A 24,381-nucleotide genomic window follows, 5' to 3' on the forward strand; every position below is an offset into this window, starting at 1 on the left:
GCCGATTCGGCCTGCACCCCGCCTGTGTGCGCTGATACACGCTCGTGGCGCACCCGTCGCCCCAGAACGCAGCAGATTGAGTGTATCGGTCCAACGGGCTGTCGGAGGAGACTGTCCGGGTGCTAGTGGGACGCTAAGGAACCAGCCGGGCTTATAGGCTGAGCCGGTGAGTGAAACCCTCCCCGGAAACCGGCAGCTCAGCCGCAGCATCCTTCGGCTGGCCGTGCCCGCGCTGGGCGCGCTCATCGCCGAACCCCTCTTCCTCCTGGCCGACTCGGCCATTGTCGGGCACCTGGGCGTCGCCGAGCTCGCCGGGGTCGGCCTGGCCTCCACCGTCCTGCAGACCGGGGTGGGCCTGATGATCTTCCTCGCCTACTCGACCACCCCGGCCGTGGCCCGCCTCCTCGGCGCCGGCCGGCGCGAGGAAGCCCTGGCCGCAGGACGCGATGGCATCGGCCTCGCGGTACTCCTGGGCGTTGTGCTCTCCGCCGCCGGCTGGATCTTCGCTCCGGCGCTCACCGCGGGCCTGGGCGCCCGGGGTGAGGTGCACGCCTTCGCCGTCGACTACCTCCGCTGGTCCATGCCCGGGCTCACCGCGATCCTCGTAGTCCTGGCCGCCACTGGGGTGCTGCGCGGCCTGCAGGACACCCGGACACCGCTGATCGTCGCCGCGGTGGGCTTCGGGGTCAACATCGTGCTGAACCTGCTGCTCGTGTACGGTGCGGGACTGTCAGTCACCGGATCCGCCCTGGGCACCAGCATCACCCAGTGCGGCATGGCAGCGGCCTTCCTGGCGATCATTTTCCGGTCCACACGCGCCGGCGCGGTGCCGCTGCGGCCGTCCTGGCGCGGGGTGCGGTCCACCGCCACCGTCGGCTCATGGCTGATGCTGCGCACCCTCAGCCTGCGCCTGGCCATCCTGGCCACGGTCTTCGTCGCCACCGCCCAGGGGCCGGTGTCCCTCGCGGCCCACCAGCTGGTCATGACGGTGTTCACATTCCTCGCCTTCGCCCTCGACGCGCTGGCCATTGCGGCCCAGGCGCTGATCGGGAAGGAACTCGGCGCGGCAAACAAAACCCTCGCCCGCGCCCTGACCCGGCGCATGATCGTGTGGGGTGTCGGCTTCGGCATGCTCACCGGCGCCCTGCTGGCCCTGGCCGCGCCCTTCGCCGGCTGGATCTTCACCCCCGACGAATCGGTCCAGGCGGCCTTCGCCGCGGGCCTCTGGGTGCTTGCCGCCTCCCAGCCGGTGTGCGGATTCGTGTTCGTGCTCGACGGCGTCCTGATCGGAGCCGGCGACGCGCGGTACCTCGCCCTCGCCGGAGTCCTCAACCTGATCGTCTATCTTCCACTGCTCGCCTGGCTGCACAGCACCGGACTCACCGGCGGTGCCGGCCTGGTCTGGCTGTGGGCCGCCTTCGCCCTCGGCTACATGGCGGCACGGGCCGCCACCCTGGGCTGGCGCGTGCGCGATGACCGGTGGATGGTCACCGGCCCCGGCGGCCGTCCGGCGTGAACGGGCCCGCCCTGCCCTCTACACTTGTCCGTGCCGGAGGTGTTCCCGTCTGGTTCCCCCTGAAAGGCAGAGCGTGATGACCGCGACTTCCCGCGCCGACGGCGCCTCCGGGCCGAACAGCCGGTCCGGTTCCTCCGTCTGGAAGCCCTTCCTGCTCAGGGCCGCCGCGGCCGCCGTCTTCGGCCTGCTCACCATTTTTTGGCAGGAGCCCTCCGTCCACGTCCTGTCCATCGCCGGCGGGGCATACTTGCTGGTCCTGGGCACGGGCCTCCCATGGACGGCGCGCTCCACCGGGGTTTCCGGGATCCGCGGTGCCGCCGCGGCGGTGGCCGGCGGCCTGCTCGCCGCCGCGGGGCTCGGAAACCTTGTGGTCCATGACGAACTCCTCTTCACCGTAACCGCCGGGGCTGCCCTGGCCGCCGCGGGAGTCGTCGAGCTCGTCACCGGGGCGCGCCTGCGGCGGACCCGGCCAGCGGGTAACGACCTGATCCTTGTCGGCGCGGTCTCCGTCCTCACCGCGGTGGGCCTGCCCTTCGTCGTGCCGCTCGGTGCCCATGCCCTCCTCGGCGTGGCCGGTGGGGGAGCGCTGCTGACCGCCGTCGTGCTCGGCATTGCCGCCCTGAGTTACCGGCAGGAGGCCGGCCGTCCGGCGTCGGGGGATGACGGTGCGCGCCCCGCCGGGAACGCCGTAAACTAGGAGGGGTGCTTCTACTGGTCGTAGAAGCCGGACCATCTATGCTCCACCGGAAGGATTGACAGTGGCTAAGAGCCAACCGGGGCAGCCCGGCCAGGGCAGCGAGCGCCTCGGCGTGAAGGGGCCCCTCGTCTTTTCGGCGGTCCTTGCGGTGGTGGCAGGCGCCGCCACGACGGTTTTCGCGACCGGTGGGGGAAGCAGGGTCCTGCGCGTCGATCTCGGCCTCACGGCGGCGGGCATCGCCTTCATCGTGTCCCTGGTCATCTGCGCGATGCTGATGATTTCCGCGAAGCCCAACCCGGAACACCTGGGCAAGGGTTCCGGCGTGAACCGGTCCTCCGCCGCGGCCGGCGGACCCGGAATGTCAGGCGCCGCGGGCACGCCGACGACGCCGGAGCCCGGCACAGACGAGCCGCGCTACGGGCAGCGCAGCCCCGACGCCTAAAACTAAAGGCATCGCGGACGCGGGTGGCGATTGACGGCCAGGCTACGGCTCTGTCGGAATCCGGTATCCACTGCTAATCTTGCGACTGGTGCAGCCCACCGACCGCCGCGTCGCTCCAGGCGGGCCCATCCACCAAGAGGACCGCTGTGAGTGCAGCCAGCCCGGCACACCCGGTGCCCAGTGCCCGCCCGGGATCCCCTTCGCTCACACGGACGGATTCCTGCTCTCGGGGGAAGTGTTCACCACGGGCGCTCCGCCCGGCCCTCGATGCCGCCGCCTTGCTGATTTTTCCGCCCATTGAATCTGCGCGGGACGGGGCCAACCGGTGACCCGCCGCCGCGTCACCCTGCTGGTGGTCCTTGTCGGCGTCCTCGCCCTTGCGGCGGCAGGCCTGGTCTTCAAGCCGTGGCTGCTGTTCGTCGATACGCGCGTCAACGACACCATCCCGCAGGTCGCCCAGCCCCTCGGCTCCGGCGAGGCACTGCCCGGGCCGGCTTCTGCCGCCCCCGAGCGGCCCGGCACCCCGGATGCCACCCGAAGCCCGGAACAAGCGAAGACCGCCGAAGCGCAGCCACGTCAACTCAGCGCCGGCACCTTCGTCAGCCACGAGCACCGAACGACGGGCGCGGTGAGCGTCATCGAGCAACCCGACGGCAGCCGTCTCCTGGCCATCACCGGCCTCGACACCACGACCGGTCCCGACGTCCACGTCTGGCTCAGCGCCGCGGACGTCGTCGAGGGGCGCGACGGCTGGTACACCGCAGGCGGTGCTGAATTCGTTGATCTGGGCCCGATCAAGGGCAATCAGGGCGACCAGCTCTACAACATCCCGCCCGACGTCGACCTCTCCCGATATGTAGCCGTCGACCTGTGGTGCGTTCAGTTCGGCGTCTCCTTCGGCGCAGCACAACTCCTGTCCTGACGCCGCCGCCACCGCGAGTCCTGCGACGCCCGCTCCCGAGGGGCGAGCCGCCATCTGCCCGGCTCGGGGTCCCTGGCCTGACTTCGGCGTCTCCTTCGGTTCCGCCCGCGGTTCAGGCCCCCGCCCGGCGGGCCCGGTAGGCCTTCACATGCGTCCGGTTGGCGCAGTTTCCGGTGTCGCAGAAGCGCTTTGACCGGTTGCGGCTGAGATCAAGGACCACGGCCGCGCAGTCCTCCGCGGCGCACGTGCGCAGCCGCTCGAGTTCGTGTCCGCGGATGACATCGGCGAGGGCCATCGCTGCCTCGGTGGCCATCCGGTCCGCGAGCGGCGCCTCCGGCCCCGTGGCGTGAAGATGCCAGTCCCAGTGGTCGTGGCGTACCAGCTGCGGCAGGGCGCCTGCCGCGCGGAGGATGCGGTTGACGCGCTCGACGGCCTCGTCCTCGGGGGCATGCCAGATGGCCTCGAGCTCGGTGCGGAGCGCGCGCACGTCGTCGAGCTCGGCCTGCGAGTGGGTGCGGGAGCCGGAGAACTGCTGGGCGGCAAGGAACGCGTCGAGGTCGGCCAGTGTGGAAAGCCCGTCCGGGTCCTCCGCTGCCGTGTTGATCAGCGCCGCAGCGGACACCAACGCAACTTCCGTGTCATAGGCGAAAGACATCTTGACTCCTGACAAATCGGCCCGCTAGTGTCACGACCATAACCATATTTTGGTCATTACACCATCGTAGGCGGGGACATCCCGCGGATCGTCACCTGAGGGGCAAGCGTATGGCACAGCGTCCACCGTCCGGCATCTGGGTGGCGCTGCTGTCCGCTGCAACCTTCGGGGTCTCCGGGCCGTTCGCCAAATCCCTGCTCGAGATCGGCTGGAGTCCGGGCGCGGCGGTCGGTGTGCGCATCGGCGGTGCTGCCCTGGTGCTCCTGGTGCCGGTGCTCCTCTCCCTGCGGGGGCGCTGGTCGACGCTGCGCGGCAACGCCCTGACCCTGACCATCTACGGCGTCACGGCGATCGCTTTGTGCCAGCTCTTCTACTTCAACGCGGTCGCCCGGATGTCGGTCGGCGTGTCACTGCTGCTCGAATACCTGGCTCCGGTGCTGCTGGTGGGCTGGCTGTGGATCCGTTCGCGGCGGGCACCGCACCGGCTGACCGCCCTGGGCTCCGTCGTCGCCGTCCTCGGCCTGCTGCTGGTGCTCGACCTGGGCGCGGAGCAACGGCTTGACCCTGTCGGGGTGCTCTTCGGACTCGCTGCGGCGGTGTGCCTCGTCGTCTTCTTCCTGATGTCGGCCCGGGTGCAGGACTCCCTCCCGCCGCTGGTCATGGCCGGCGGCGGCATGGTGGCCGGGGCGCTCACCATCCTGGTCCTGGGGCTGACCGGCCTGATGCCGTTCCACTTCGTGTTCACCGACGTGGTGCTGGCGGGCTGGGAGACGTCCTGGCTGGTGCCGGTGGCCGGGCTGGTGCTCATCTCCACGGTGGCCGCGTACGTCGCGGGCATCGTCGCCGCCCAGCGGCTTGGCTCCAAGGTGGCGTCCTTCGCGGCACTCACCGAAGTGGTCTTCGCCGTCCTTGCGGCCTGGCTGATCCTGGGCGAGCTCCCCGGGCTGATCCAGCTCGCCGGCGGCGCCCTGATCGTCGCCGGCGTGGTGTGCGTCCGGGTCGATGAACTGCGTGCCGCCGGAAGGGCGGCGCGCGATCCGCTCAACCAGCCGAATGTTGTGGAGCCGGTGCCGCGCGCCTGAGCCCCCGTCGACGGGCACCACGGACCGGACCTGTTCCGAGGACCGGACCGACGGCCGGGCCGGCAGGGGGCCCGAAGGTCCGGCCGGAACCGGCGCAGGTCGGGCCGTCCGGTCCAAGCGATCGAGAGGCACCGGGTCGAAGGGCGCCGGTGAGTTGCCCGTCCACCGGTGAAGGCGCAGGAGGCTTCCGCTGCCCGCCGGGCCCGTGCGCGGCTCGGAGACGTAATAGTACCCGCCTCCGAGTGCCTCAAACCCGACGTCGGCGCGGAAATCCCAGCCGTTGATGCCCGAGGCGGGATCGCGGAGCCCGGAGCGGTGCAGCTGCAGCATCCGGCCGTGCTCCGGCCCGGCGCCCGTACCGAGCGGAGCCCGCACCGGCGGCACCGTCCCATCCACCATAAACAGGCGGTAGTTGGGAAAGCCGGCCTTGGCCCCCTGGTACACGCCGAGGAACCAGTGCCCGGTGTGCGGGTCGTACTTCAGGTTCTGCACCCCGAAGCGGGTGTTCCCGGTGCGGACAAAGAACTTGTCCTGGGGCCGGTCCGGTCCGTTCCGGTGGGGCCGGTCCTGCCGCAGCGTCCGCTCGTAGGCCCTCAACACCGCCGGGTCGTACTGCAGGAGCACCTGGTGGTCGTTGTCGTTTCGGCTGGTGTCCGAGTAGACGCCGTAGGCCACCATAAGCTGCCACGGGCCGCCGGGATCGCCCGGGGTGGGGCCGAAGGAGATGCCGTCGATCCCGCTGCAGCCGTACCGGTGCGCCAGGTGCCGTCCGTCATCGGTCCGGACGACCGCCGTGAAATCGTCGACGACCTCCTTCAGGTACACGGCGGTGACCACCCCGTCGGATTCCGCATCCATTCCCCGGCGGGTCACCCGGTCCACCTCGAAGACGGCCACATAGAAGGACGCCGCCGCCTTGTACTCGAGGGAGGCGTAGACCCGGCCGTCGTGCGGGTTGAAGGCCACGTCGCCCAGATGGCCCGTGAACCCCGTGACCGAACCGATGACGGTGCCGGACAGGTCGGTTTTCACCAGCAGGGTGGTGAAGGAGAAGTAGACGAAACCCTGGTCCTGGTCCACGGCGATGCCCTGGACGTGCCCGGCGCGCCACATCCCGCTGTCGATGCGCGGCGGGAGGTCCCGCCGGGGTGGCGGGGTCGACGGCGGCGCCGCGGCGGGGGCCGGCGGTCGGGACGGGGCGGTCAGGACAAGATTCATCAGCGGTCTCCTAGGGGGGCGGGCTGGGTCTTTCCGCCGCGGCGGCGCTGCGGGGCGGGCACCTTCAGGGTTCCAGGCCGGGGCCAACCGGGCCGGACGGCGGCGCGACCCGGAGTTGAACAGCACGCCTCTTTTGGTCTGCAGGCAGATCGGTGCGGTGTCACCGCGCGGCCTTGGCCAGCTTGCGGAGCCCGCCCTTCGGCGGCACCCGCACCGGCTCGGGCCAGCGCGGCTGGAGGGAATCGCCGAGGGTGACCCGGCGGAGCTTCCGGTGCGCCAGCGGAAGAACCCAGTCATGCACCCACCGGCGCTGGGCGTACTCCCATTCCCGCAGCGTCCGCCGGGGTGCCGGGTCCCATTCCTTGGGCGTCAGCGAGTGCCGCACCCCCAGCAGGTCCAGCACCTGTGTGGCCATGTATTTGTGTCCCGCCTTCGACATGTGGAGGCGGTCGGCCGCCCACATCCTCCGGTCGCGGTAGGCATCCATGGCCCAGAAGTCGACGAGGACCGCGCCATGCCGGCTTGCGATGTCACGCACCCCGTCGTTGTAGGCGTGGTTGCGTTTCCGGAGCAGGCGCAGCGCCGGGGAGACCTCGACGTCGTACCCGGTGAAGAGCAGGAGCCGTGCCCCCGTCGCTGCCAGTGGGGCAACAAGCCGCTCGTAGGAAGAGAGGAGTTCGACGACGTTAGTCCCCGCATCCATAATGTCGTTTCCCCCGGCGTACAGCGTGATCAGGGTGGGTTCCATGGCCAGGGCGGGGCCGAGCTGTTCGGCGGCGATATGGCGCAGGCGTTTGCTGCGGATGGCGAGGTTCGCGTATTCCCATCCCGGCGCGGACTTCGCGAGCCGCTCGGCCACCCGGTCCGCCCACCCGCGGACGCCGTTGGGGAGGATTCTGCTCGGATCCCCCACCCCTTCGGTGAAGGAATCGCCAAGAGCGACATAGCGCCCCGGGAGACCCGGCGGCTGGAGGTGCATGTGCGGCCCCGGCCTCAGGGCCCCACGCCCGAGTGGGCCGCGTCGACGGTGGAGAGTCCGGCCTGCCGGCCGCGCCCGACACCCCGGTGGAACCACCCCGCAGACCGCCACGCGGCGGCGTCCAGCGCATTGCGTCCGTCCAGGACCGCGGACCGGTCCACCAGGGACGAGACCTCGCGCGGGTCGAGCGCGAGGTACTCGGCCCATTCGGTGAGCAGGACCGTCAGTTCGGCGCCGCGCAGCGCCGCCGCGGTGTCCGGCTCGAAGCGAAGCTCCGGGTAGCGGAACCACGGCTGGCCTGCTGCACGGGGATCCGTGACCGTGACCACCGCGCCGGAGCCGGCGAGTCGAAGGGCGACGTCGAGGGCAGGGGAGTCGCGGATGTCATCGGTGTCGGGCTTGAAGGCGGCTCCCAGGACCGTGATGCGGCGCCCGGCCAGCTGCCCGCCGCACATCTGGCGGGCCGTCTCGTGGATCCGGTGGCGGGTTTCAGTGTTCAGTGTGTCGACCAGGGCCAGCAGCCGCCCGAGGGAGCCGGCACCGGCATCCTCGGCCTGGGCCTGCAGGGAGCGGATGTCCTTCGGGAGACAGCCGCCGCCGAAGCCGGCGCCGGCCTGCAGGTACCTCGGACCGATCCGGGCATCGAGGCCGAGGGCCCGGGCCAGGTGGACGACGTCGCCTCCCGCGTTCTCGCACAGCTCGGCGATGCCGTTGAGGTAGGAAATCTTCAGGGCCAGGAACGCGTTGGCCGCCGACTTGGTGAGTTCGGCCGTCACGAGCCCGGTGATGAGACGGGGCACGCCGTCGTGGAGCAGGGGGGCATAGACCTCGTCGAGGACGCGGGCCACCCGCGCTCCCGCCGCGCCGTCGGGCACGCCGTAGACCAGCCGGTCCGGCTGCAGGGAGTCGGCGACCGCGGTGCCCTGGCGGAGGAACTCGGGGTTCCACCCCAGGTCCGCCCCGGTTCCGGCGAGGAGGCGGGTGAGGATGGCGCCGGTCCCGGCGGGGACCGTCGACTTGCCCACCACGGTTGACCCCGGGCGCAGGTGGGCGGCGAGGTCCCGAACCGCCGAGGTGACGTAGCCTAGGTCGGCGCGCCGGGTTGTCTTCTCCTGGGGGGTGCCGACGCAGAGAAAGTGGACGTCGGCGCCGGCCGCGGCGGCGGGGTCCGTGGTGAAGTGCAGTGTTCCGTCCCGGAGTCCTCCCTGCAGCAGCGGCTCAAGCCCGGGTTCGTGGAAGGGGGCCGCCCCGGCCGCCAACTGCGCGGCCCGGGCCGGGTCGCTGTCGATGCCGGTGACGGTATGACCCAGCGAGGACAGTGCGGCGGCGTGCACGGCACCCAGGTAGCCGCATCCGATGACGGAGATCTTCATGGTGTTTCCCCAAGCTCAGAGGTGAAGGAGGGCGTGATCGTTGATGGCTTCTTCGTAGTGCTGGACCAGCAGCTCGCACAGGACCGGCCAGGTGCGCCCCTGGACGCCCGCGAACGCAGCGGCGGAAAAGGCCGCGCGTTTCGCGTCGTCTCCGGCCAGGTCCTCCACGTGGCGCCGGAGGTCGGCGAGGTTGCCCGGTTCGTAGAGCCAGCCCGTGTGTGAGTTGTCGACCAGATCCACCGGGCCGCCCCGGGCCGTGGCGACGACGGGGACGCCCGAGGCCATCGCTTCCTGGATGGTCTGGCAGAACGTCTCAAGCTCACCGGGGTGGACGAAGAGGTCGAGGCTGGCCATCACCGCGGCCAGCGCATCTCCGCCCAGGAACCCCAGGAACGCGGCGTCGGGAAGCATTGCCTCAAGGGCCGGCCGCTGCGGCCCGTCGCCGATGATGACGAGGCGGGTGTTGTCGATACCGGCCAGGGCCCTCAGGTCCTCCACCTGTTTCTCGGCGGCGAGCCGTCCCACGTAGCCGATAAGCAGGGTCCCGTCGGGTGCGATGCCGGCCCGCAGGGTGGTGCTGCGTCGAGAGGGGTGGAACCGGTGTGTGTCGACGCCGCGCCGCCACAGGCGGACCCTCGGAATGCCCCGGTCCTGCAGCTGGGCGACGGCGGGGCTCGATGGTGCGAGGGTTCGCGCGGCACCACCGTGGATGTTTTCGACCCGCTGCCAGGCCCAGTTCTCAAGGAACGGCACGCCGTACCTGGCCGCGTACCCGGGAATGTCGGTCTGGTAGACCGCGATGACCGGTAGTCCCAGCTGCTCGGCGGCACGGGCGGCCCGCCAGCCAAGTTCGAAGGGGGAGGCGAGGTGGACCAGGTCCGGAGCGAAGTCGGCGAGGATCCGACGGATTCGAGCGACGCCGCCGACCGCGATCCGCACGCTGGCGTACCGGGCCAAGGGAACCGATGGAAGCAGCACGACCCGGGCGGCCGCCGGCACCGGCCCCGGAGGGCCGCCGGCGGAGGGCGCGATGACCAGGACCTCGTCACCGCGCAGGGCGAAATGCTCGAGCATCTTCTGTACGGAGTGGGTGACCCCATTGACGGCGGGCAGGAATGTTTCGGCGACGACCACGATCCTCACCGGATCACCGTCGCACTCCTACGGTGATGGTCCGGGTCCGGAAGGTGGCTGGTGGGGGAAGCTCCCGTGAATACCAGGAGCCGGCCGCGCACCCCGGCCGGCCGCCGGGGTGCCCGCGGTCAGCGGTTCAGCGGCCGAAGCGGCGCAGGCGCAGCGAGTTGGCCACCACCAGCACCGAACTCGCCGCCATGGCGGCGCCGGCCAGAATGGGGTTCAGCAGGCCCAGCGCGGCAATCGGTATTCCGACCACGTTGTAGAAGAAGGCCCAGAACAGGTTCGTCTTGATGGTGGCCAGGGTGCGGCGGGACAGCCGGACTGCCTGGGCCACCTGTTCGAGGCTGCTTCCCATCACGGTGATGTCCGCGGCCTCGATGGCCACATCGGTGCCCGAGCCCATCGCGATCCCGAGGTCGGCCTGGGCGAGCGCCGGCGCGTCGTTCACGCCGTCCCCGGCCATGGCGACTGTCGCACCCTCCTGCTGGAGCTGGCGGATCACCGCCACCTTGCCTTCCGGCAGTACGCCGGCACGCACGTCGGCCGGGGGGATGCCGACCTCTGCGGCCACGCGGGCCGCGGCGGCCGCGTTGTCTCCGGTGAGCAGGATCGGCCGCAGGCCCAGTTCCTTCAGCTGCCGGACGGCCCGTGCCGACCCGTCCTTCACGGTGTCGTTCAGGGAGATCACCCCGGCCGCGGCGCCGTCCACGGCGACCCAGACGGCCGTGGCACCCGCGCCCTCGGCCGCCCCGAACACCCCGGCCTCGGCCGTTCCGGGGAGAATGCCGTGCTCCTCAAGCCAGCCGGTCCGGCCCACCACCACGTCCAGCCCCTCGACGGTGCCGCGTACGCCGCCGCCGGGGGCGCTGGTGAATGCGGTAACCGCGGGCAGGGCCGTGGTCCGGGCGGCGATGGCCGCACCGATGGGATGTTCACTGGCGGCTTCGACCGCTCCGGCGAGGCGCAGCAGCTCGTCGGATCCGTAGCGGCCGAGAACCTCGACGCCGCTGACGGACAGCCGGCCGCTGGTGACGGTGCCCGTCTTGTCCAGCACGATGGTGTCGATGGTCCGGGTGTCCTCAAGCACCTGGGGGCCGCGGATCAGGATGCCAAGCTGCGCGCCCCGCCCGGAACCGGTCAGCAGGGCCGTCGGCGTGGCGAGGCCGAGCGCGCAGGGGCAGGCGATGATCAGCACGGCGACCGCCGCGGTGAAGGCGCCCTGGAGGTCCCCGGTAAGGAGCATCCAGGCGGCGAAGGTGACCAGGGCGATGCCGAGGACGACCGGCACGAAGACGGCGCTGATGCGGTCGGCAAGGCGTGCAATCCGGGCCTTGCCGCTCTGGGCCTGGCTGACCAGCCGGCCCATCTGCGCCAGCGTCGTCTCGCTGCCGACCCGGGTGGCCCGAACGACGAGGCGGCCCGAGGTGTTCATCGTGGCACCGGTGACGCGGTCACCGGGTCCAACCTCCACCGGGATTGACTCACCGGTCAGCAGGGAGGTGTCGACGGCGCTGTGCCCGAGCGCCACCACGCCGTCGGTGGGGATCTTCTCCCCGGGGCGCACCACGATCTCGTCCCCTGGGATGAGCTGGGAGGCCGGAATGCCGAGCTCGATGCGTTCGCCGTGGACGGTGCGCAGCACGCGGGCGTCCTTCGCTCCGAGGTTCAGCAGCGATGTCAGGGCACTCCCGGCCCGCTGCTTGGCGTTGGCCTCGAGGTAGCGGCCGAGCAGGAGGAAGGTCACGATAACCGCGGCCACCTCGAAGTAGAGGGCGTGCGCCCCCATGTCCATGCCGGGGTGGGCGGTCAGATCCGGTACCGAGAGGAGCTGCCACGCCGAGAAGCCGAAGGCTGCGGCGACCCCGATGGACACCAGGGTGTCCATGGTGGAGGCGCCGTGGCGGGCGTTGACGAGGGCGGCGCGGTGGAAGGGCCAGGCAGCCCAGGTGGCCACCGGCGCCGACAGGGCAAAGACGATCCAGCCCCACTCCGGGAACTGCAGCGCGGGAACCATCGAGATCAGCAGGACGGGCACCGTCAGGACGGCGGCGGTGAGCAGGCGGGGGCGCAGCCGGGCGGCCGTGGGAGCTCCCTCGTCGCTCTCCTGGACTCCCGGCTCCTCGGGGTCCTTCAGGCGGGCCGAATAGCCGGTGGCCTTGACCGTGTCGAGCAGCACCTGGTCCGGCACGCCGGCCGGTACCCGCACCACGGCCGACTCGAGCGGGAGGTTGACGCTGGCCTCGACACCCTCGAGTTTGCCCAGTTTGCGCTCGACACGGCTGACGCAGGAGGCGCAGGTCATTCCCTGGATGGCCAGTTCGACGACCCGGGTCTCCGCGGCCGGCGCGGGCCTGTCAGCGCGGGTTGTCATGCGTCGTTGGAGACCACGAGGTAGCCGGCCTCGGCGACGGCTTCGCCGATGGAGGCCGGGGCCAGCGGGCCGGCCGAGGTGACGGTGGCCGTGGAGATTCCCTCCTTGTTCAGGTCGATCTCAACGCCCTGGACGCCCTCGAGGGACTGCAGTTCGCTGGTGACCGCATCGACGCAGTGGCCGCAGGTCATTCCGGAGATGCTGACGGTGGTGGTTGTCATGGTGTGTGCTCCTTGGCTGGTGATGGGTGGGACTCAGCGCAGCAGGCGGCCGATGGCCGCAGCCGCCTCCTGGACCTTGTCCTGGACGAGGTCGGGGTTTCCCGTGGCCTGGGACTCCTGGGCCGCATCCACGACGCAGTGGGCGATGTGGTCCTCGAGCAGGCCCAGGCTGACCGCGTGGAGGGCCTTGTTGATCGCCGCCACCTGGGTGAGGATGTCGATGCAGTACTTCTCCTCGTCGACCATGCGGGCGATGCCGCGGACCTGTCCCTCGATGCGCTTCAGGCGCTTGAGGTACGCGTCCTTCTCCCCGCTGTAGCCGTGCGTGGTCGGTGCGCCGGCCGGCGCGTCGGTTGATGCTGTGGTGATTTCCTGGGTCATGGCTGCCTCCTCCGGTCAATCATACCCCGAGGGGGTATCCGATGGAAAGCGTGCGCGGGTGTCCGCCGGCCGGTCCGCGGGGCGCCGGCCGCGGTGCCTTCGTCCGGAGCCGTTCAGGAACCGACGCGCGCCGCCAGCAGCTGCTGCAGGCCGTCCGGGGACAGCGCCTGCTGGAGCGCCAGCACCTCGGCGCCCCGGACGCCCACCGTCTCGGCACGGGAACTTGACTCAACGCGCAGGGACCGGGTGGCCAGGGGCAGCGCGCGGTGGTAGATGGCTGAGCGGATCCCGGCCAGGAGTTCCTCGTTCAGTTCGGCGAACGGCCCGCCGACCACAATCGCATTCGGGTTGTAGAAGCTCACGAGGGTCGCGAGCACCCTGCCGATGCTCTCGGAGGCTTCGCGCACGGCCCGCCGCGCGAAGGGGTTGCCTTCGGCGGCCAGCCGGGTGACGTCCCGGCTGGTCCGCGCCTCGGCCACCCCCTGGGCGCGCAGCCGGCGGGCCAGGGCGTCTCCTCCCGCGACGGCCTCGAGGCAGCCCATGTTTCCGCAGGAGCACAGCAGGTCCTCGCCGCCGGGCACCCGGATGTGGCCGATGTCCCCAGCCGCACCCTGGGCGCCCCGGTGCAGGGCGCCTCCGCTGACGATGCCGCAGCCGATGCCGGTGCTGATCTTGACGTAGAGGATGTGTTCATAGTCCTCCCTGCGCGCCCAGTACTCGCCCAGCGCCGCAAGGTTGGCGTCATTGTCCACAAGCGTCGGCACGCTGTATCGGTCCGCGAAGAACTCCGGGATGACGAATCCGTCCCAGCCGGGCATGATCGGCGGGCGCACCACGGTGCCGGTGCTGTGCTCCACCGGGCCCGGGACCCCGATCCCGATGGCGCGGACGTCCGAGGGACTCTTCCCCGCGGAGGACAGCAGGCCCTGGAACGCCTCGTCAAGGCTCCCCAGGACCGCGGCGGGGCCGTCGGCGATCCGTAGGTCGTAGGACGCGGACGCGAGGGGGACGCCCGCGAGGTCGCTCGCCGAGACCCGGCAGTGCGAGGACCCCAGATCCGCCCCCAGGATCACCCCGGCCGCCCCGTTGAGCCTCAGTTCCCCCGGAGGCCTGCCGCCCTTGGAGGCGCCGGCCTCCTCAACCACGAGGCCCGCGGCGATCAGCTCCTCGATGCGGTTCGCCACCGTTCCCCGGGACAGGCCGGTGAGCCGGGTCAGGTAGGCCCGGGTGCACCGGGGCCGCCGGGCGATGGCATGCAGAAGGGTGCTGAGGTCGGAGTGTGCCGATGGGAGGGCCTCGGGGCGGGATCGTCCGGAAGGGGAGGTCATAAAAGTATCCTGCCACTGTTTAGCCAAGATTTGGAAAACTTTCACCATTTGTCTACATATCAAACAGAACATATGCTCAGGACGTTGCTGGTGATACCAGTGATACTTCGGGAAACCATTCGACTTTGGGAGCCATGTGACACAGCTGGGTATTGGCATTGTGGGAACGGGCATGATGGGCCGGATCCACGCAGACGCCGCGCGCCGGGTCGGTGCACGCGTCGTTGCCGTCGCGGGATCCTCACGCACCTCGGCCGAGCGGGCCGTGCGGGAATGGGCCGGGGGCAGCGCCGCCCTCGAGGTCGAGGACCTCATCACCCACCCGGACATCGATGTTGTGCACCTCTGCGTGCCCAACCACCTCCATGAGCCGCTTGCCGCGCGGGCCCTTGAGGCCGGCAAGCACGTTGTCTGCGAGAAGCCCCTCGCCCTTGACCTTGCCGGGGCCCGCGCCCTGGCCGGCAGCGCCCGCACGTCGGGGCTGACCGCGGCCGTCCCGTTCATCTACCGCTACCACCCGCTCGTTGCCGAGGCCCGGGCGCGGGTGCAGGCCGGTTCGGCCGGCAACATCCATCTCATCCACGGCTCCTACCTCCAGGACTGGCTCTCCAACCCGGAGGACACCAACTGGCGCGTGGATGCCGGGAAGGGCGGCGCATCGCGGGCCTTTGCCGACATTGGATCCCACTGGTGCGACCTCGTCGAGTGGGTCAGCGGCCACCGCATCCAGGAGGTCTCCGCACTCACCAAGACGGCCTACGCCGACCGGCCCGGTGCGGCCGGAGCGGTCTCCACCGAAGACATCGCAAGCGTCGCCTTCCGCACCGACCGGGGCGCCGTCGGCTCGGTCGTCATCAGCCAGGTGTCACCGGGGCGCAAGAACAGGCTGTGGTTCGAGATCAGCACGGCGAATGTGAGCGTGGGCTTCGACCAGGAACAGCCCGAGACCCTGTGGGTGGGTGGACGCGAGGGCAACCGGGTTCTGACCCGCGACCCGAACATCCTCTCCCCGGAGGCGGCCGAGCTGTCGACGCTTCCCGCCGGGCACCCCCAGGGCTACCACGACGCCTTCCGGGCCTTCGTTGCCGATGTCTATGCCAGTGTCTCCGGCGGCGCTGCCGTGGACCGGATGCCGACCTTCGAGGACGGACTCCGGACGGCGGCGATCACCGAGGCGGTCCTTGCCTCCGCCGAGCGCGGCACCTGGGTGCGGGTCGGGGACTTCTCCCCGGCGCTGCTCACCGTATCGGCGGCCGGCGCTTCCCAGCCGGAAAGTTAGCCACCCGCAGCTCCCTCAGCGTTCCTCCATGCACAACACCGAGACAAGGAAGTCAACGATGAAGAAACCAGCTTCGACCCGGGCGGCGGCAGCCGCCGCAGCAACCCTGGCCCTGGCAGTGACGGGATGCACCGGAGCCGCGCCGGATGCCGCGGGGGACGGGTCCGACGGTCTTCGCTACCTCATCAGCCAGCCCGAACGCCCCTCGGAACTTGATGCGATCCGGTCCGACCTGGAGGAGTTCGAGAAGGAATCCGGAATCGAGGTCACCCTCGACGTCCTGCCGCTGGAGAACCTCCGCACCGTCCTGCAGACGCAGCTGCGCTCCGGCGAGGGTCCGGATGTCTTCAACTACGACACGGGGCCCGGCTTCGCCGGCACCCTCGCCGAAGCGGGCCTCCTGTACGACCTCACCGACGCGTACAAGGAAAACGACTGGAAGATCTACGACTTCGCCCGTGAGCGGGTCACCTTCGACGGGAAGATCTCCGGCGTGCCGACCCAGCTGGAGGAGGTCGGCATCTTTTACAACAAGGACCTGTTCAAGAAGCAGGGCGTGCAGGAGCCGAAAAACCTCTCCGACCTCCAGAAGGCGGCGGAAACCTTCACCGCGGCGGGCGTGACCCCCTTCGCCGTCAACGACAAGGAAGGCTGGCAGGGCGGCCACCTGTTCAGCATGGCCCTGTCCAGCCGCGTCGGTCCGGACGGGATGGAGAAGCTGCTCGACGGCAGCATGCCGTGGACCTCGCCCGAGGTGGTTGCCGCCCTGAAGACCTGGAGCGGCTTCGCCAAGGACGGGCACCTGCCCGATTCTCCCAACGCCCTGACCTACGACAACGGCAACGCCCTGTTCTACAAGGGCGACGCCGCTATGAACCCCACCGGAAGCTGGCTCATCTCCTCACTGCAGGAGACGGTGGACTTCGAGGTCGGGTTCCTGCCCTTCCCCGCCGAGGACGGCCCCGGCATCTTCACCGGCGGCCTCGGCGGCGGAAGCTTCGTCTCGGCCGACACGGAGAACCCCGAAGGAGCCGTCGAGCTCCTGGACTACCTCCAGTCCGAAGAGCACGGGCGCTGGCAGGTCGAAACCATCGGCACCATCCCGGCCTTCCCGGTGGACACCGAAGGGCTCGAGGTCTCCCCGCTGTTCGCTCAGGTCATCGAGGATACGGCGAAGATCGCCGAAGGCTCGGGCGAGTTCGGCTACAACATCGACGTCCTGACCACCGACACCTTCAACAAGACCATGTGGGACGGCTTCCAGGGCATCCTCACGGGCCAGAAGACCGCCGAGGCCGTCGCCCAGGACCTCCAGACCGCAAGCAAGCAAGCTGCCGAGGACAAGTGACATGAGCACACCTATTTCCCTGACGACCCCCAAGGTCACCCGGCGGGCCCAGACCCGCCTGGGCATCGCGCTCATCAGCCCGCTGATGCTGCTGGTGATCGTTTTCTTCCTCTTCCCGCTCGGGAACGCCATCTACTATTCCTTCGTCGACTTCGACGGAATCGACCCGACGCCTGCCTTCGTGGGCCTGCAGAACTACGCCCGGCTGCTCACCGACCCCGAGGTGTGGCACGCACTGGGCAACAACGCCATCTGGATCGCGATCGGCACCGCCGCACCCCTGCTGATCGGACTCGCGCAGGCGCTGCTGCTGTGGAAGGTCCGCAACGCCGGCATCTTCTACCGGCTCGCGTTCTTCCTCCCGTACGTCCTTCCCCAGGTGGCCATCGGCATCGTGTGGGGCTGGATCTATGACCCGGTCAGCGGCTGGGTCAACAAGGCGCTGCAGGTGGTGGGCCTGGACCAGCTCGCCACCGGCTGGCTGGGCAACCCGAACACGGCGCTCTACGCGGTCCTGGTCACCGCGATCTGGGCCACGACCGGCTTCGTGCTCATCATCTTCCTGTCCGCGCTGCGCAACGTCGACGGGGCGCTCATGGACGCCTCCCGGCTCGACGGCGTCAACGCCGTGCAGCAGCTGTGGTACATCATCCTGCCCCAGATCATGCCCGTCTTCCTCATGGTCACCACCGTGACCCTCGTGGGCGGGTTCAGCGTCTTCGACATCATCTTCATCATGACCGGCGGCGGGCCCGCCAATGCCACCAACGTCATTGGCACCTACGCCTACACCAATGCCTTCCAGCTCAGCCAGATCAGCTACGGCACCACCCTGGCCCTGCTGATCACCGCGCTCTCGGTACCCTTCGCCGTGGCGCTCAACCGGCTGCAGCGGCGGCTCTCTCTCCAAGGAACAGGCGCATGACCACCACAACTGCACCCACCACTGAAACGGCACCTCCACCCCGGCGCGGGGTGGGGGCACCCCGCGAAGACAACGGCATGTCGCCCCGCCGGCGCACTGCGCTGACGGGCAAGCACCTCCTGCTGATTGTGCTCTCCGCGGTCTCCCTCTTCCCGGTGATCCTGGTGATCTCCACGGCGCTGAAGTCCGAGGAGGACGTGCGCACCAACCCCTTCGGGCTGTTCTCCTCGTTCTCCCTGGAGAACCTCCAGAACGCGTGGGTGGTGGGCGACTTCGGCAGCTACCTGCTCAACAGCATCCTGCTGAGCGTGCCCAGCACCCTGCTCGTGGTCGTCCTGTCCACCATGGCCGGCTACACCTTCGCCCGCCTCCCCTTCCGGGGGCGTTCGGTGGCCTTCTACCTCGTGGTCCTGGGCCTGCTCGTCCCGTTCTTCGCCTACATGATCCCGCTCTACTTCCAGCTCCGCGGGCTCGGCCTCCTCGACACCCTCCCCGGCGCCATCCTGGTGCTCACCTCCACCGGGGTGTCCTTCGGAACCTTCTTCATGCGGGCGTTCTTCTCCGACCTTCCCCTGGAACTGGAACAGGCGGCCCGGGTAGACGGTGCCTCGGAGTGGCAGATCTTCCTGAAGGTCATGCTTCCCCTGGTCTCCTCCGGCGCCGGCGCCCTGGGCGTCTTCACCTTCATCCAGAACTGGAACAACTTCCTGGTGCCGCTGCTGTACCTGCCGGGCGGGGAGTTCCGTCCCCTCACCACCGGTCTCTACCAGTTCACCGGCGGACGGTCCCTGGACATCGGGCCGCTGGCCGCCGGAACCCTCATCACGATCATCCCCGTCGTCGTCCTGTTCCTGCTCATGCAGCGCCAGGTGGCCGAGGGCTTCATCTCCGGCGCCGTCAAGGGCTGAGCCGGACACATCTTCCCCACCAGATCGAGAATCACCAATACACGAAGGACACCGCCCCCATGGCATCCGTTGTCAGTTTCACCTCCCCCCGCGTCGCGGAAATCACCGACGAGTCCGAAGCAGCACTCGCCGGCAACGAGGTCCGCATCCGCACCCTCTACTCCGGCATCTCCGCCGGCACCGAGCTCACCGCCTACCGCGGCAGCAACCCCTACCTGCAGAAGCAGTGGAGCCCCGAGCGGCGGCTCTTCATCGACGGCGAATCCACCCTGTCCTACCCGGTCCACGGCTGGGGCTACGAGGAGGTCGGCGAGGTCGTCGAGATCGGCTCCGAGGTGACCACTGTTGCCCTCGGCGACCGCATCTGGGGCACCTGGGGCCACCGGTCCTCCACCGTGAAGACCGAGGAATACGCCGCCGCCCGCATCCTCGACCCCTCCGCGGACCCCCGGATCGGGATCTTCTCCCAGATCGGCGCCATCGCCCTGAATGTCGTCCTGGACGCCGACATCCACGTCGGTGAGACGGTCGCCGTCTTCGGCCTTGGAGTTCCCGGCCAGATCGTGGCGCAGCTGGCCCGGCTCAACGGCGCCCGCGTGATCGCCGTCGACGGGATCGCCGGCCGGCGCAAGCTCGCCGAGGAACTCGGGGCGGACATGGTCCTGGACCCGGCCGACGGGAACGTCGCCGAGCGCATCCGCGAGCTCACCGGAGGCCGCGGCGCCGACGCCGCCCTCGAGGTGACCGGCAACTACCGGGCCCTCCACGAGGCGATCCGCTCGGTGGCCTACAGCTCCCGCGTCTGCGCCGCGGGCTTCCTGCAGGGCGACGGCATGGGCCTGCGCCTTGGCGAGGAGTTCCACCACAACCGCATCCAGGTCATCTCCTCGCAGATCTCCGGGGTGTCCCCGGCCCTGCAGCACCGGTGGGACACCTACCGGCTCAACACCACCGCCATCGATCTGGCCGTCACCGGGAAGCTGAACCTCGTGGACCTGATCTCCCACACCGTTCCGCTGGCCGACGCCGCGGCCGCCTTCAGCATGCTCGATGAAAACCCGCAGGACGCCCTCCAGGTCGTCCTCAGCTTTGAGGAGAACCAGTGACTTTTCGGCTCGCAATCCAGGAACACTTCCTCGAGGGCAGGAACCTCATGGAGAAATTCGAGTTCGCGCAGGAGCGCGGTTTCGACGGCATCGAGCTGCTGGGGAAGGGCGACGGGATCTTCGCCGGACGCTCCGCGGAACTCCGTGAGGCCCGGGCCGCCGGGGTCGTCCTGCCCAGCGTGTGCGTCAACATGGACCACTTCATCGGTGACTTCGATCCCGCCCGGGCCAAGGACGCACGCGAACAGATGAAGCACCTGCTCTCGGGCATCGCCGAGGCCGGAGGGTTCGGCGCCGTCACGCCCAACGCCTACGCCCTGTTCAGCCGCCGGCTCCCCCCGTTCGAGCCGCCCCGCAGCGACGAGGAATCGCGCGCATCCCTCGTCGAGGCCCTGGCGGAGCTCGGCGCCCACGCCGAGGCCGAAGGCGCCCTGGTCCTGCTCGAACCCCTGAACCGGTACGAGGACTTTCTGGTCAACACCCTCGCCGACGCCGTCTCCATCGTCGAGGAGGTGTCGTCCCCGGGCGTCGCCGTCATCGCCGACACCTTCCACATGTCCATCGAGGAGGCGGACATCCCTGCCTCCATCCGGACCGCCGGGAAGCATATCCGCCACGTCCAGCTCGGCGACAGCAACCGGCTTGAGCCGGGCGCGGGCCACTACGACTGGCCCGCGACGCTCGCCGCGCTGGAGGAGATCGGCTACGACGGGTGGCTCGCGATGGAGTGCCGCCTCAGCGGCCCGGTCCGCGACGTCCTCCCGAAGGTCTCGGCCCTGCTGAAGAGCCCGGCCCTGCTGGCCAACTAGGCCTGCTGAAGAACTAGGTGAAAGCCGCGACGAACGGATTCTCATGCAGCACAGCACCATCCCGCCCCTGCGGATCACCGTCTGGAACGAGGGCATCCACGAGGCCACCGAGCCGGAGGTCGCCGCCATCTACCCGAACGGCATCCACGGCGCCATCGCCGAAGGCCTCCGGCTCGTCCTCGACGGGGACCCTGTGATCCGGACGGCCGTCCTGGCCGATCCCGACCACGGGCTCAGCGAGGAGGTCCTCGCGGAAACCGACGTCCTCCTGTGGTGGGGCCACATCGCCCACGACCAGGTGTCCGACGAGGTGGTGGAGCGGGTCCAGCGGCACGTCCTGGGCGGGATGGGCCTGCTCGTGCTGCATTCGGGCCACTTCTCCAAGATCTTCACCCGCCTGATGGGCACCACCTGCTCCCTGCTGTGGCGCAACGGGGCGGAGCGGGAACTCGTCTGGAATGTGAACCCCACCCACCCCATCACGGCGGGGATCGAGGGTCCGCTGGTGATCGAGAAACAGGAAACCTACGGGGAGTTCTTCGACATCCCCACCCCGGACGACCTGGTGTTCATCAGCTCCTTCAGCGGCGGCGAGGTCTTCCGCTCGGGAGTGACCTTCACCCGGGGGCGCGGACGCATCTTCTACTTCAGCCCCGGAGACCAGGCGTATCCCGTCTACCACCATCCCCAGATCCGGCAGGTCCTGGCCAACGGCGTCCGCTGGGCGGCGCAGACCACGGCCGACCGGACACCGCCGGCGGTCACCAACCCGGCCCGCGGCTGGTTCCAGGCCCCCCTGGACTGACCCGTCTGACCGGCCAGCACACCAGGCACACCCGTACGCACCCTACCGATTCGACAAGAAAGCACCCCATGAAACGCCTTGCAGCTCTCCGGATCCCTGCGGTCACCGCCGCGTTCGCCTTCGCCGTCACGGGATGCACCGGCACCTCGTCGGCCGCGGAGAAGGACAGCGGAGGCGGCGGGCAGATCCGTTATCTCATCGAGCAGCCCGAGGACCCGGCCGCCGTCGACCTGATCAACGAGGACATCGCCGTCTTCGAGAAGAAGAACCCCGACATCGACATCGAACTCGAGGTCCTGCCCACCGACAATATGCGCACCGTGCTCCAGACCCAGCTGCGCTCCGGCGAGGGCCCCGACATCTTCAGCTGGGGATCCGGCCCCGGCTACGCCGGCGCCCTCGCCGACGCCGGGCTGCTCCACGACCTGACGGACGCCTACGAGGAGCACGACTGGCCCGTCTACGAGTTCGCCAAGGAGCGCGTGACCTTCGACGGCAAGGTCTACGGGGTCCCTGGGGACATCGAGACCATCGGCCTGTTCTACAACAAGCAGGTCTTCGAGGACCTCGGCATCAGCGAACCGACGAACCTCGGCGAGCTCGAGGCCGCTGCGGCCGCGATCGCCAAGGAGGGGCTGACCCCGATCGCAGCCAGCGACAAGGAAGGCTGGCAGGGCGGTCACCTGCTGAGCATGGCCCTGTCCAGCCGGATCGGCGCCGAAGGAGTGGACAAGCTGCTGGGCGGCGAAATGCCCTGGACCTCCCCGGAGGTGGTGGCGGCCCTGGACACCTGGAAGTCCTTCAACGCGGCCGGGTACCTGCCCGACTTCCCCACGTCCCTGACCTACGACGGCGGGAACGCCCTGTTCTACTCCGGTGAGGCCGCCATCCTGCCCACCGGCAGCTGGGCCACCGACGAGATCGCCAAGAACACCGACTTCGAGGTCGGCTTCATCCCCTTCCCGGCCGAGGACGGCCCGGGCATCTTCAGCGGCGGGCTCGGCTCCGGCCCGTATATCTCCGCATCCTCGAAAAACACCGAGGCGGCCGAGAAGTTCCTCGACTACCTGGTCAGCCCGGAGCACGGACGGTGGACCGTTGAGAACTTCAACACCATCCCGCCGTTCCCGGTGGACACCGAGGGCATCGACGCCGACCCCCTGTTCGCGCAGGTCCTCGAGGACGCCTCGAAGATCTCGGACGGAACCGGCGAGTTCGGCTCCAACGTCGACGTGCTGTCCACCGACGTCTTCAACGACGCCATGTGGAAGGGCGTGCAGGCCATGCTGACCAACCAGCAGAGCGCGAAGGACGTCGCCGCCGACCTTGACGCCGCCTTCAAGCAGTAACACGCTCGGGGGACGGCCCGGGCTGGCCGTCCCCCCGGGCTGCCTCCCGGGCCCCGCACCCGCACTCCCCACCTGAACTCCCCACCTGAACTCCCCACCGATCCGCCACCTGAATCCGCACCCCTGACCAGCAACGAGGAAAACCATGCACGACGTACTCGATCCCCGCGACATCATTCCCGACGAGGCCGAACAGCTGGCGCACTCCGGCTACGCCGTCGGAGACCTCGAACACCAGGCACGGGAAGCGGCGCAGGCCTCCGACCTGCCACGCCTTGCCGCCATCGGGCAGGCCCTCGCAGGTCTGCAGCGCGACCCGGACTGGACCTACGACGAGCCCGGGGACGAGGCTGTCCTGCTCGAACTGGCCGGCCGGGTGGAAAAGACGGCCTACGAGCCATCGGAACTTCCCGGCAGGATCCGCGGAGCCTGGCTCGGCCGGGCCGTGGGCAACACCATGGGCAAGCCGATCGAAGGGTTGACCCGCGGCGAGGTCGAGACGTACCTGCGGGCCGCCGGCCAGTGGCCCCAGACCGGCTTCGTCCGGCTGCTCGACCCGCTGCCGGCCGGGGTGGGCCGGCTCCACCCGTCGGCCGCGACGGCCTCGGAGGGGAACTTCACCGAGGTGCCGCGCGATGACGACATCGACTGGACCATCCTCGGGCTGAACCTGCTCGAAACCCACGGGCGCGGCCTCACCACCGACCACATCGCCGCGGAGTGGCTGGGCCGGCTTCCGTTCACCCAGATCTACACGGCCGAACGCGCCGCCTACCGTAACCTGATCGCCGGTCTGCAGGCTCCGGCCACCGCCACCGAGGCCAATCCCTACCGGGAGTGGATCGGCGCGCTCATCCGGGGGGATATCTTCGGCTACGTGAACCCCGGGGACCCGGCGGAGGCCGCGCGCCTGGCCCTGGTCGACGCCCGTCTGAGCCACACCGCCAACGGCGCCTACGGGGAGATGTGGGCCGCCGCCCTCCTGGCGGCCGCCTTCACCACCGACTCGGCACGGGAGGCCCTGGGCACCGCGCTGCGCGTTGTCCCCGACCGCTCCCGGCTGGCCGAGGCCCTCCGCGGGGTCCTCGAGCTCTTCGACGGCGGCGCGTCCTCCGAGGAGGCCCTGGACTGGGTGGACGAGACGCTCGGCCAGTACAGCTGGGTCCACACCATCCACAACGCCGCCCTGATCTCGATCGGCCTGCTGTGGGGCAGCGACTTCGCCGGCGCCGTGGCCACCGCGATCTCCGGCGGGCGCGACACCGACTCCACCGCGGCCACCGTGGGCAGCGCCTACGGTGCCCTGCACGGGGACCGGGCGGTTCCGGCCGAACTCGTGGGCGCCACGCACGAACACGTACGCAGCGACGTGCGCGGCTACGACCACATCACCATCGACGAACTCGCCGAGCGCACCCTGCGGCTGGTCCCCGGTCGGGCCGGCTAGGGCAGCGGGCCCAGGCCCGGCGCGTCCGCGGCATCCCCTTCGGGGGAGCCGCGGACGCACGGTCTGCCCGGCCGGGCGCCCGG

22 protein-coding genes are annotated in these 24,381 nt (G+C 69.9%); 14 read left to right on the forward strand and 8 right to left on the reverse strand.

Going from position 1 to position 24,381, the window contains the following annotated elements; genetic code table 11:
* Positions 1-166: 166 nt before the first annotated feature.
* The 4 genes from QZX79_RS10545 to QZX79_RS10560 all read left to right on the forward strand — a co-directional run bounded on the left by QZX79_RS10545 (position 167) and on the right by QZX79_RS10560 (position 3,577).
* A complete protein-coding gene (locus tag QZX79_RS10545; protein WP_294568242.1) occupies positions 167-1,516 on the forward strand; it encodes an MATE family efflux transporter in 1,350 nt (449 codons plus the stop codon).
* 76 nt (positions 1,517-1,592) lie between these two features.
* Positions 1,593-2,213 (forward strand): hypothetical protein, encoded by a 621-nt coding sequence (locus QZX79_RS10550; protein WP_294568243.1) that lies wholly within the window; start codon positions 1,593-1,595, stop codon positions 2,211-2,213.
* Positions 2,214-2,274: 61 nt separating this feature from the next.
* Positions 2,275-2,655, forward strand: a complete 381-nt coding sequence (locus QZX79_RS10555; protein WP_294568244.1) for a hypothetical protein — start codon at positions 2,275-2,277, stop codon at positions 2,653-2,655.
* A gap of 325 nt (positions 2,656-2,980) precedes the next feature.
* Entirely contained in the window at positions 2,981-3,577 is a 597-nt protein-coding gene (locus QZX79_RS10560) for a DM13 domain-containing protein (RefSeq protein ID WP_294568245.1), read from the forward strand.
* A gap of 112 nt (positions 3,578-3,689) precedes the next feature.
* Here the strand turns inward: QZX79_RS10560 and QZX79_RS10565 are convergent, their stop codons facing one another.
* On the reverse strand, positions 3,690-4,232 hold the full coding sequence (locus QZX79_RS10565) for an ABATE domain-containing protein (RefSeq protein ID WP_294568246.1): 543 nt from the start codon (positions 4,230-4,232) through the stop codon (positions 3,690-3,692).
* Positions 4,233-4,342: 110 nt separating this feature from the next.
* On the opposite strand from QZX79_RS10565, the gene QZX79_RS10570 reads away from it, so the two are divergent.
* Positions 4,343-5,314, forward strand: a complete 972-nt coding sequence (locus QZX79_RS10570; protein WP_294568247.1) for a DMT family transporter — start codon at positions 4,343-4,345, stop codon at positions 5,312-5,314.
* Between the two features lie 1,378 nt (positions 5,315-6,692).
* Here the strand turns inward: QZX79_RS10570 and QZX79_RS10575 are convergent.
* The 7 genes from QZX79_RS10575 to QZX79_RS10605 all read right to left on the reverse strand — a co-directional run bounded on the left by QZX79_RS10575 (position 6,693) and on the right by QZX79_RS10605 (position 14,322).
* The gene (locus tag QZX79_RS10575; protein WP_294568248.1) at positions 6,693-7,511 is read right to left on the reverse strand and encodes an SGNH/GDSL hydrolase family protein; all 819 of its coding nucleotides are present in this window, start codon (positions 7,509-7,511) and stop codon (positions 6,693-6,695) included.
* Positions 7,512-7,525: 14 nt separating this feature from the next.
* The gene (locus tag QZX79_RS10580; protein ID WP_294568249.1) at positions 7,526-8,884 is read right to left on the reverse strand and encodes a UDP-glucose/GDP-mannose dehydrogenase family protein; all 1,359 of its coding nucleotides are present in this window, start codon (positions 8,882-8,884) and stop codon (positions 7,526-7,528) included.
* Positions 8,885-8,899: 15 nt separating this feature from the next.
* Positions 8,900-10,027 carry a glycosyltransferase family 1 protein gene (locus QZX79_RS10585; RefSeq protein ID WP_294568250.1) on the reverse strand — a complete coding sequence of 376 codons (1,128 nt, stop codon included), beginning with the start codon at positions 10,025-10,027 and terminating at the stop codon, positions 8,900-8,902.
* A gap of 127 nt (positions 10,028-10,154) precedes the next feature.
* Positions 10,155-12,392 carry a cation-translocating P-type ATPase gene (locus QZX79_RS10590; RefSeq protein WP_294568251.1) on the reverse strand — a complete coding sequence of 746 codons (2,238 nt, stop codon included), beginning with the start codon at positions 12,390-12,392 and terminating at the stop codon, positions 10,155-10,157.
* Positions 12,389-12,613: a heavy-metal-associated domain-containing protein gene (locus QZX79_RS10595; protein WP_120166294.1), complete on the reverse strand. Its 225-nt coding sequence runs from the start codon at positions 12,611-12,613 to the stop codon at positions 12,389-12,391. Before QZX79_RS10595 ends, QZX79_RS10590 begins: the two co-directional genes overlap by 4 nt.
* Positions 12,614-12,646: 33 nt before the next feature.
* A complete protein-coding gene (locus QZX79_RS10600) occupies positions 12,647-12,994 on the reverse strand; it encodes a metal-sensitive transcriptional regulator (RefSeq protein ID WP_120166296.1) in 348 nt (115 codons plus the stop codon).
* Positions 12,995-13,107: 113 nt separating this feature from the next.
* A complete protein-coding gene (locus QZX79_RS10605; RefSeq protein WP_294568252.1) occupies positions 13,108-14,322 on the reverse strand; it encodes an ROK family transcriptional regulator in 1,215 nt (404 codons plus the stop codon).
* Positions 14,323-14,458: 136 nt separating this feature from the next.
* On the opposite strand from QZX79_RS10605, the gene QZX79_RS10610 reads away from it, so the two are divergent.
* The 9 genes from QZX79_RS10610 to QZX79_RS10650 all read left to right on the forward strand — a co-directional run bounded on the left by QZX79_RS10610 (position 14,459) and on the right by QZX79_RS10650 (position 24,298).
* Positions 14,459-15,601 (forward strand): Gfo/Idh/MocA family protein, encoded by a 1,143-nt coding sequence (locus QZX79_RS10610; protein WP_294568253.1) that lies wholly within the window; start codon positions 14,459-14,461, stop codon positions 15,599-15,601.
* Between the two features lie 58 nt (positions 15,602-15,659).
* Positions 15,660-16,949 (forward strand): ABC transporter substrate-binding protein, encoded by a 1,290-nt coding sequence (locus QZX79_RS10615; RefSeq protein ID WP_294568254.1) that lies wholly within the window; start codon positions 15,660-15,662, stop codon positions 16,947-16,949.
* 1 nt (position 16,950) lies between these two features.
* The gene (locus QZX79_RS10620; protein ID WP_294568255.1) at positions 16,951-17,874 is read left to right on the forward strand and encodes a carbohydrate ABC transporter permease; all 924 of its coding nucleotides are present in this window, start codon (positions 16,951-16,953) and stop codon (positions 17,872-17,874) included.
* The gene (locus QZX79_RS10625; protein ID WP_120166306.1) at positions 17,871-18,782 is read left to right on the forward strand and encodes a carbohydrate ABC transporter permease; all 912 of its coding nucleotides are present in this window, start codon (positions 17,871-17,873) and stop codon (positions 18,780-18,782) included. Before QZX79_RS10620 ends, QZX79_RS10625 begins: the two co-directional genes overlap by 4 nt.
* Before the next feature lie 59 nt (positions 18,783-18,841).
* Entirely contained in the window at positions 18,842-19,888 is a 1,047-nt protein-coding gene (locus QZX79_RS10630) for a zinc-binding dehydrogenase (RefSeq protein ID WP_294568256.1), read from the forward strand.
* Positions 19,885-20,697, forward strand: coding sequence for a sugar phosphate isomerase/epimerase family protein (locus tag QZX79_RS10635; RefSeq protein WP_294568257.1), 813 nt, complete (start codon positions 19,885-19,887; stop codon positions 20,695-20,697). Before QZX79_RS10630 ends, QZX79_RS10635 begins: the two co-directional genes overlap by 4 nt.
* Positions 20,698-20,740: 43 nt before the next feature.
* Entirely contained in the window at positions 20,741-21,502 is a 762-nt protein-coding gene (locus tag QZX79_RS10640) for a ThuA domain-containing protein (RefSeq protein ID WP_294568258.1), read from the forward strand.
* A 68-nt stretch (positions 21,503-21,570) separates the two neighbouring features.
* Positions 21,571-22,851 (forward strand): ABC transporter substrate-binding protein, encoded by a 1,281-nt coding sequence (locus QZX79_RS10645; RefSeq protein WP_294568259.1) that lies wholly within the window; start codon positions 21,571-21,573, stop codon positions 22,849-22,851.
* Between the two features lie 145 nt (positions 22,852-22,996).
* Positions 22,997-24,298: an ADP-ribosylglycohydrolase family protein gene (locus QZX79_RS10650; protein ID WP_294568260.1), complete on the forward strand. Its 1,302-nt coding sequence runs from the start codon at positions 22,997-22,999 to the stop codon at positions 24,296-24,298.
* Positions 24,299-24,381 lie beyond the last annotated feature (83 nt).

This window comes from uncultured Arthrobacter sp. (assembly GCF_902805515.1).
GTDB lineage: Bacteria > Actinomycetota > Actinomycetes > Actinomycetales > Micrococcaceae > Arthrobacter_D.

Bases quoted from the DNA above. Each gene is read 5' to 3' on its own strand.
- QZX79_RS10590 (WP_294568251.1), bottom strand. From the start codon at position 12,392: ATGACAACCCGCGCTGACAGGCCCGCGCCGGCCGCGGAGACCCGGGTC.
- QZX79_RS10630 (WP_294568256.1), top strand. From the start codon at position 18,842: ATGGCATCCGTTGTCAGTTTCACCTCCCCCCGCGTCGCGGAAATCACC.
- QZX79_RS10645 (WP_294568259.1), top strand. From the start codon at position 21,571: ATGAAACGCCTTGCAGCTCTCCGGATCCCTGCGGTCACCGCCGCGTTC.
- QZX79_RS10650 (WP_294568260.1), top strand. From the start codon at position 22,997: ATGCACGACGTACTCGATCCCCGCGACATCATTCCCGACGAGGCCGAA.
- QZX79_RS10580 (WP_294568249.1), bottom strand. From the start codon at position 8,884: ATGAAGATCTCCGTCATCGGATGCGGCTACCTGGGTGCCGTGCACGCC.
- QZX79_RS10595 (WP_120166294.1), bottom strand. From the start codon at position 12,613: ATGACAACCACCACCGTCAGCATCTCCGGAATGACCTGCGGCCACTGC.
- QZX79_RS10600 (WP_120166296.1), bottom strand. From the start codon at position 12,994: ATGACCCAGGAAATCACCACAGCATCAACCGACGCGCCGGCCGGCGCA.
- QZX79_RS10575 (WP_294568248.1), bottom strand. From the start codon at position 7,511: ATGCACCTCCAGCCGCCGGGTCTCCCGGGGCGCTATGTCGCTCTTGGC.
- QZX79_RS10570 (WP_294568247.1), top strand. From the start codon at position 4,343: ATGGCACAGCGTCCACCGTCCGGCATCTGGGTGGCGCTGCTGTCCGCT.
- QZX79_RS10640 (WP_294568258.1), top strand. From the start codon at position 20,741: ATGCAGCACAGCACCATCCCGCCCCTGCGGATCACCGTCTGGAACGAG.
- QZX79_RS10605 (WP_294568252.1), bottom strand. From the start codon at position 14,322: ATGACCTCCCCTTCCGGACGATCCCGCCCCGAGGCCCTCCCATCGGCA.
- QZX79_RS10550 (WP_294568243.1), top strand. From the start codon at position 1,593: ATGACCGCGACTTCCCGCGCCGACGGCGCCTCCGGGCCGAACAGCCGG.
- QZX79_RS10565 (WP_294568246.1), bottom strand. From the start codon at position 4,232: ATGTCTTTCGCCTATGACACGGAAGTTGCGTTGGTGTCCGCTGCGGCG.
- QZX79_RS10620 (WP_294568255.1), top strand. From the start codon at position 16,951: ATGAGCACACCTATTTCCCTGACGACCCCCAAGGTCACCCGGCGGGCC.
- QZX79_RS10625 (WP_120166306.1), top strand. From the start codon at position 17,871: ATGACCACCACAACTGCACCCACCACTGAAACGGCACCTCCACCCCGG.
- QZX79_RS10615 (WP_294568254.1), top strand. From the start codon at position 15,660: ATGAAGAAACCAGCTTCGACCCGGGCGGCGGCAGCCGCCGCAGCAACC.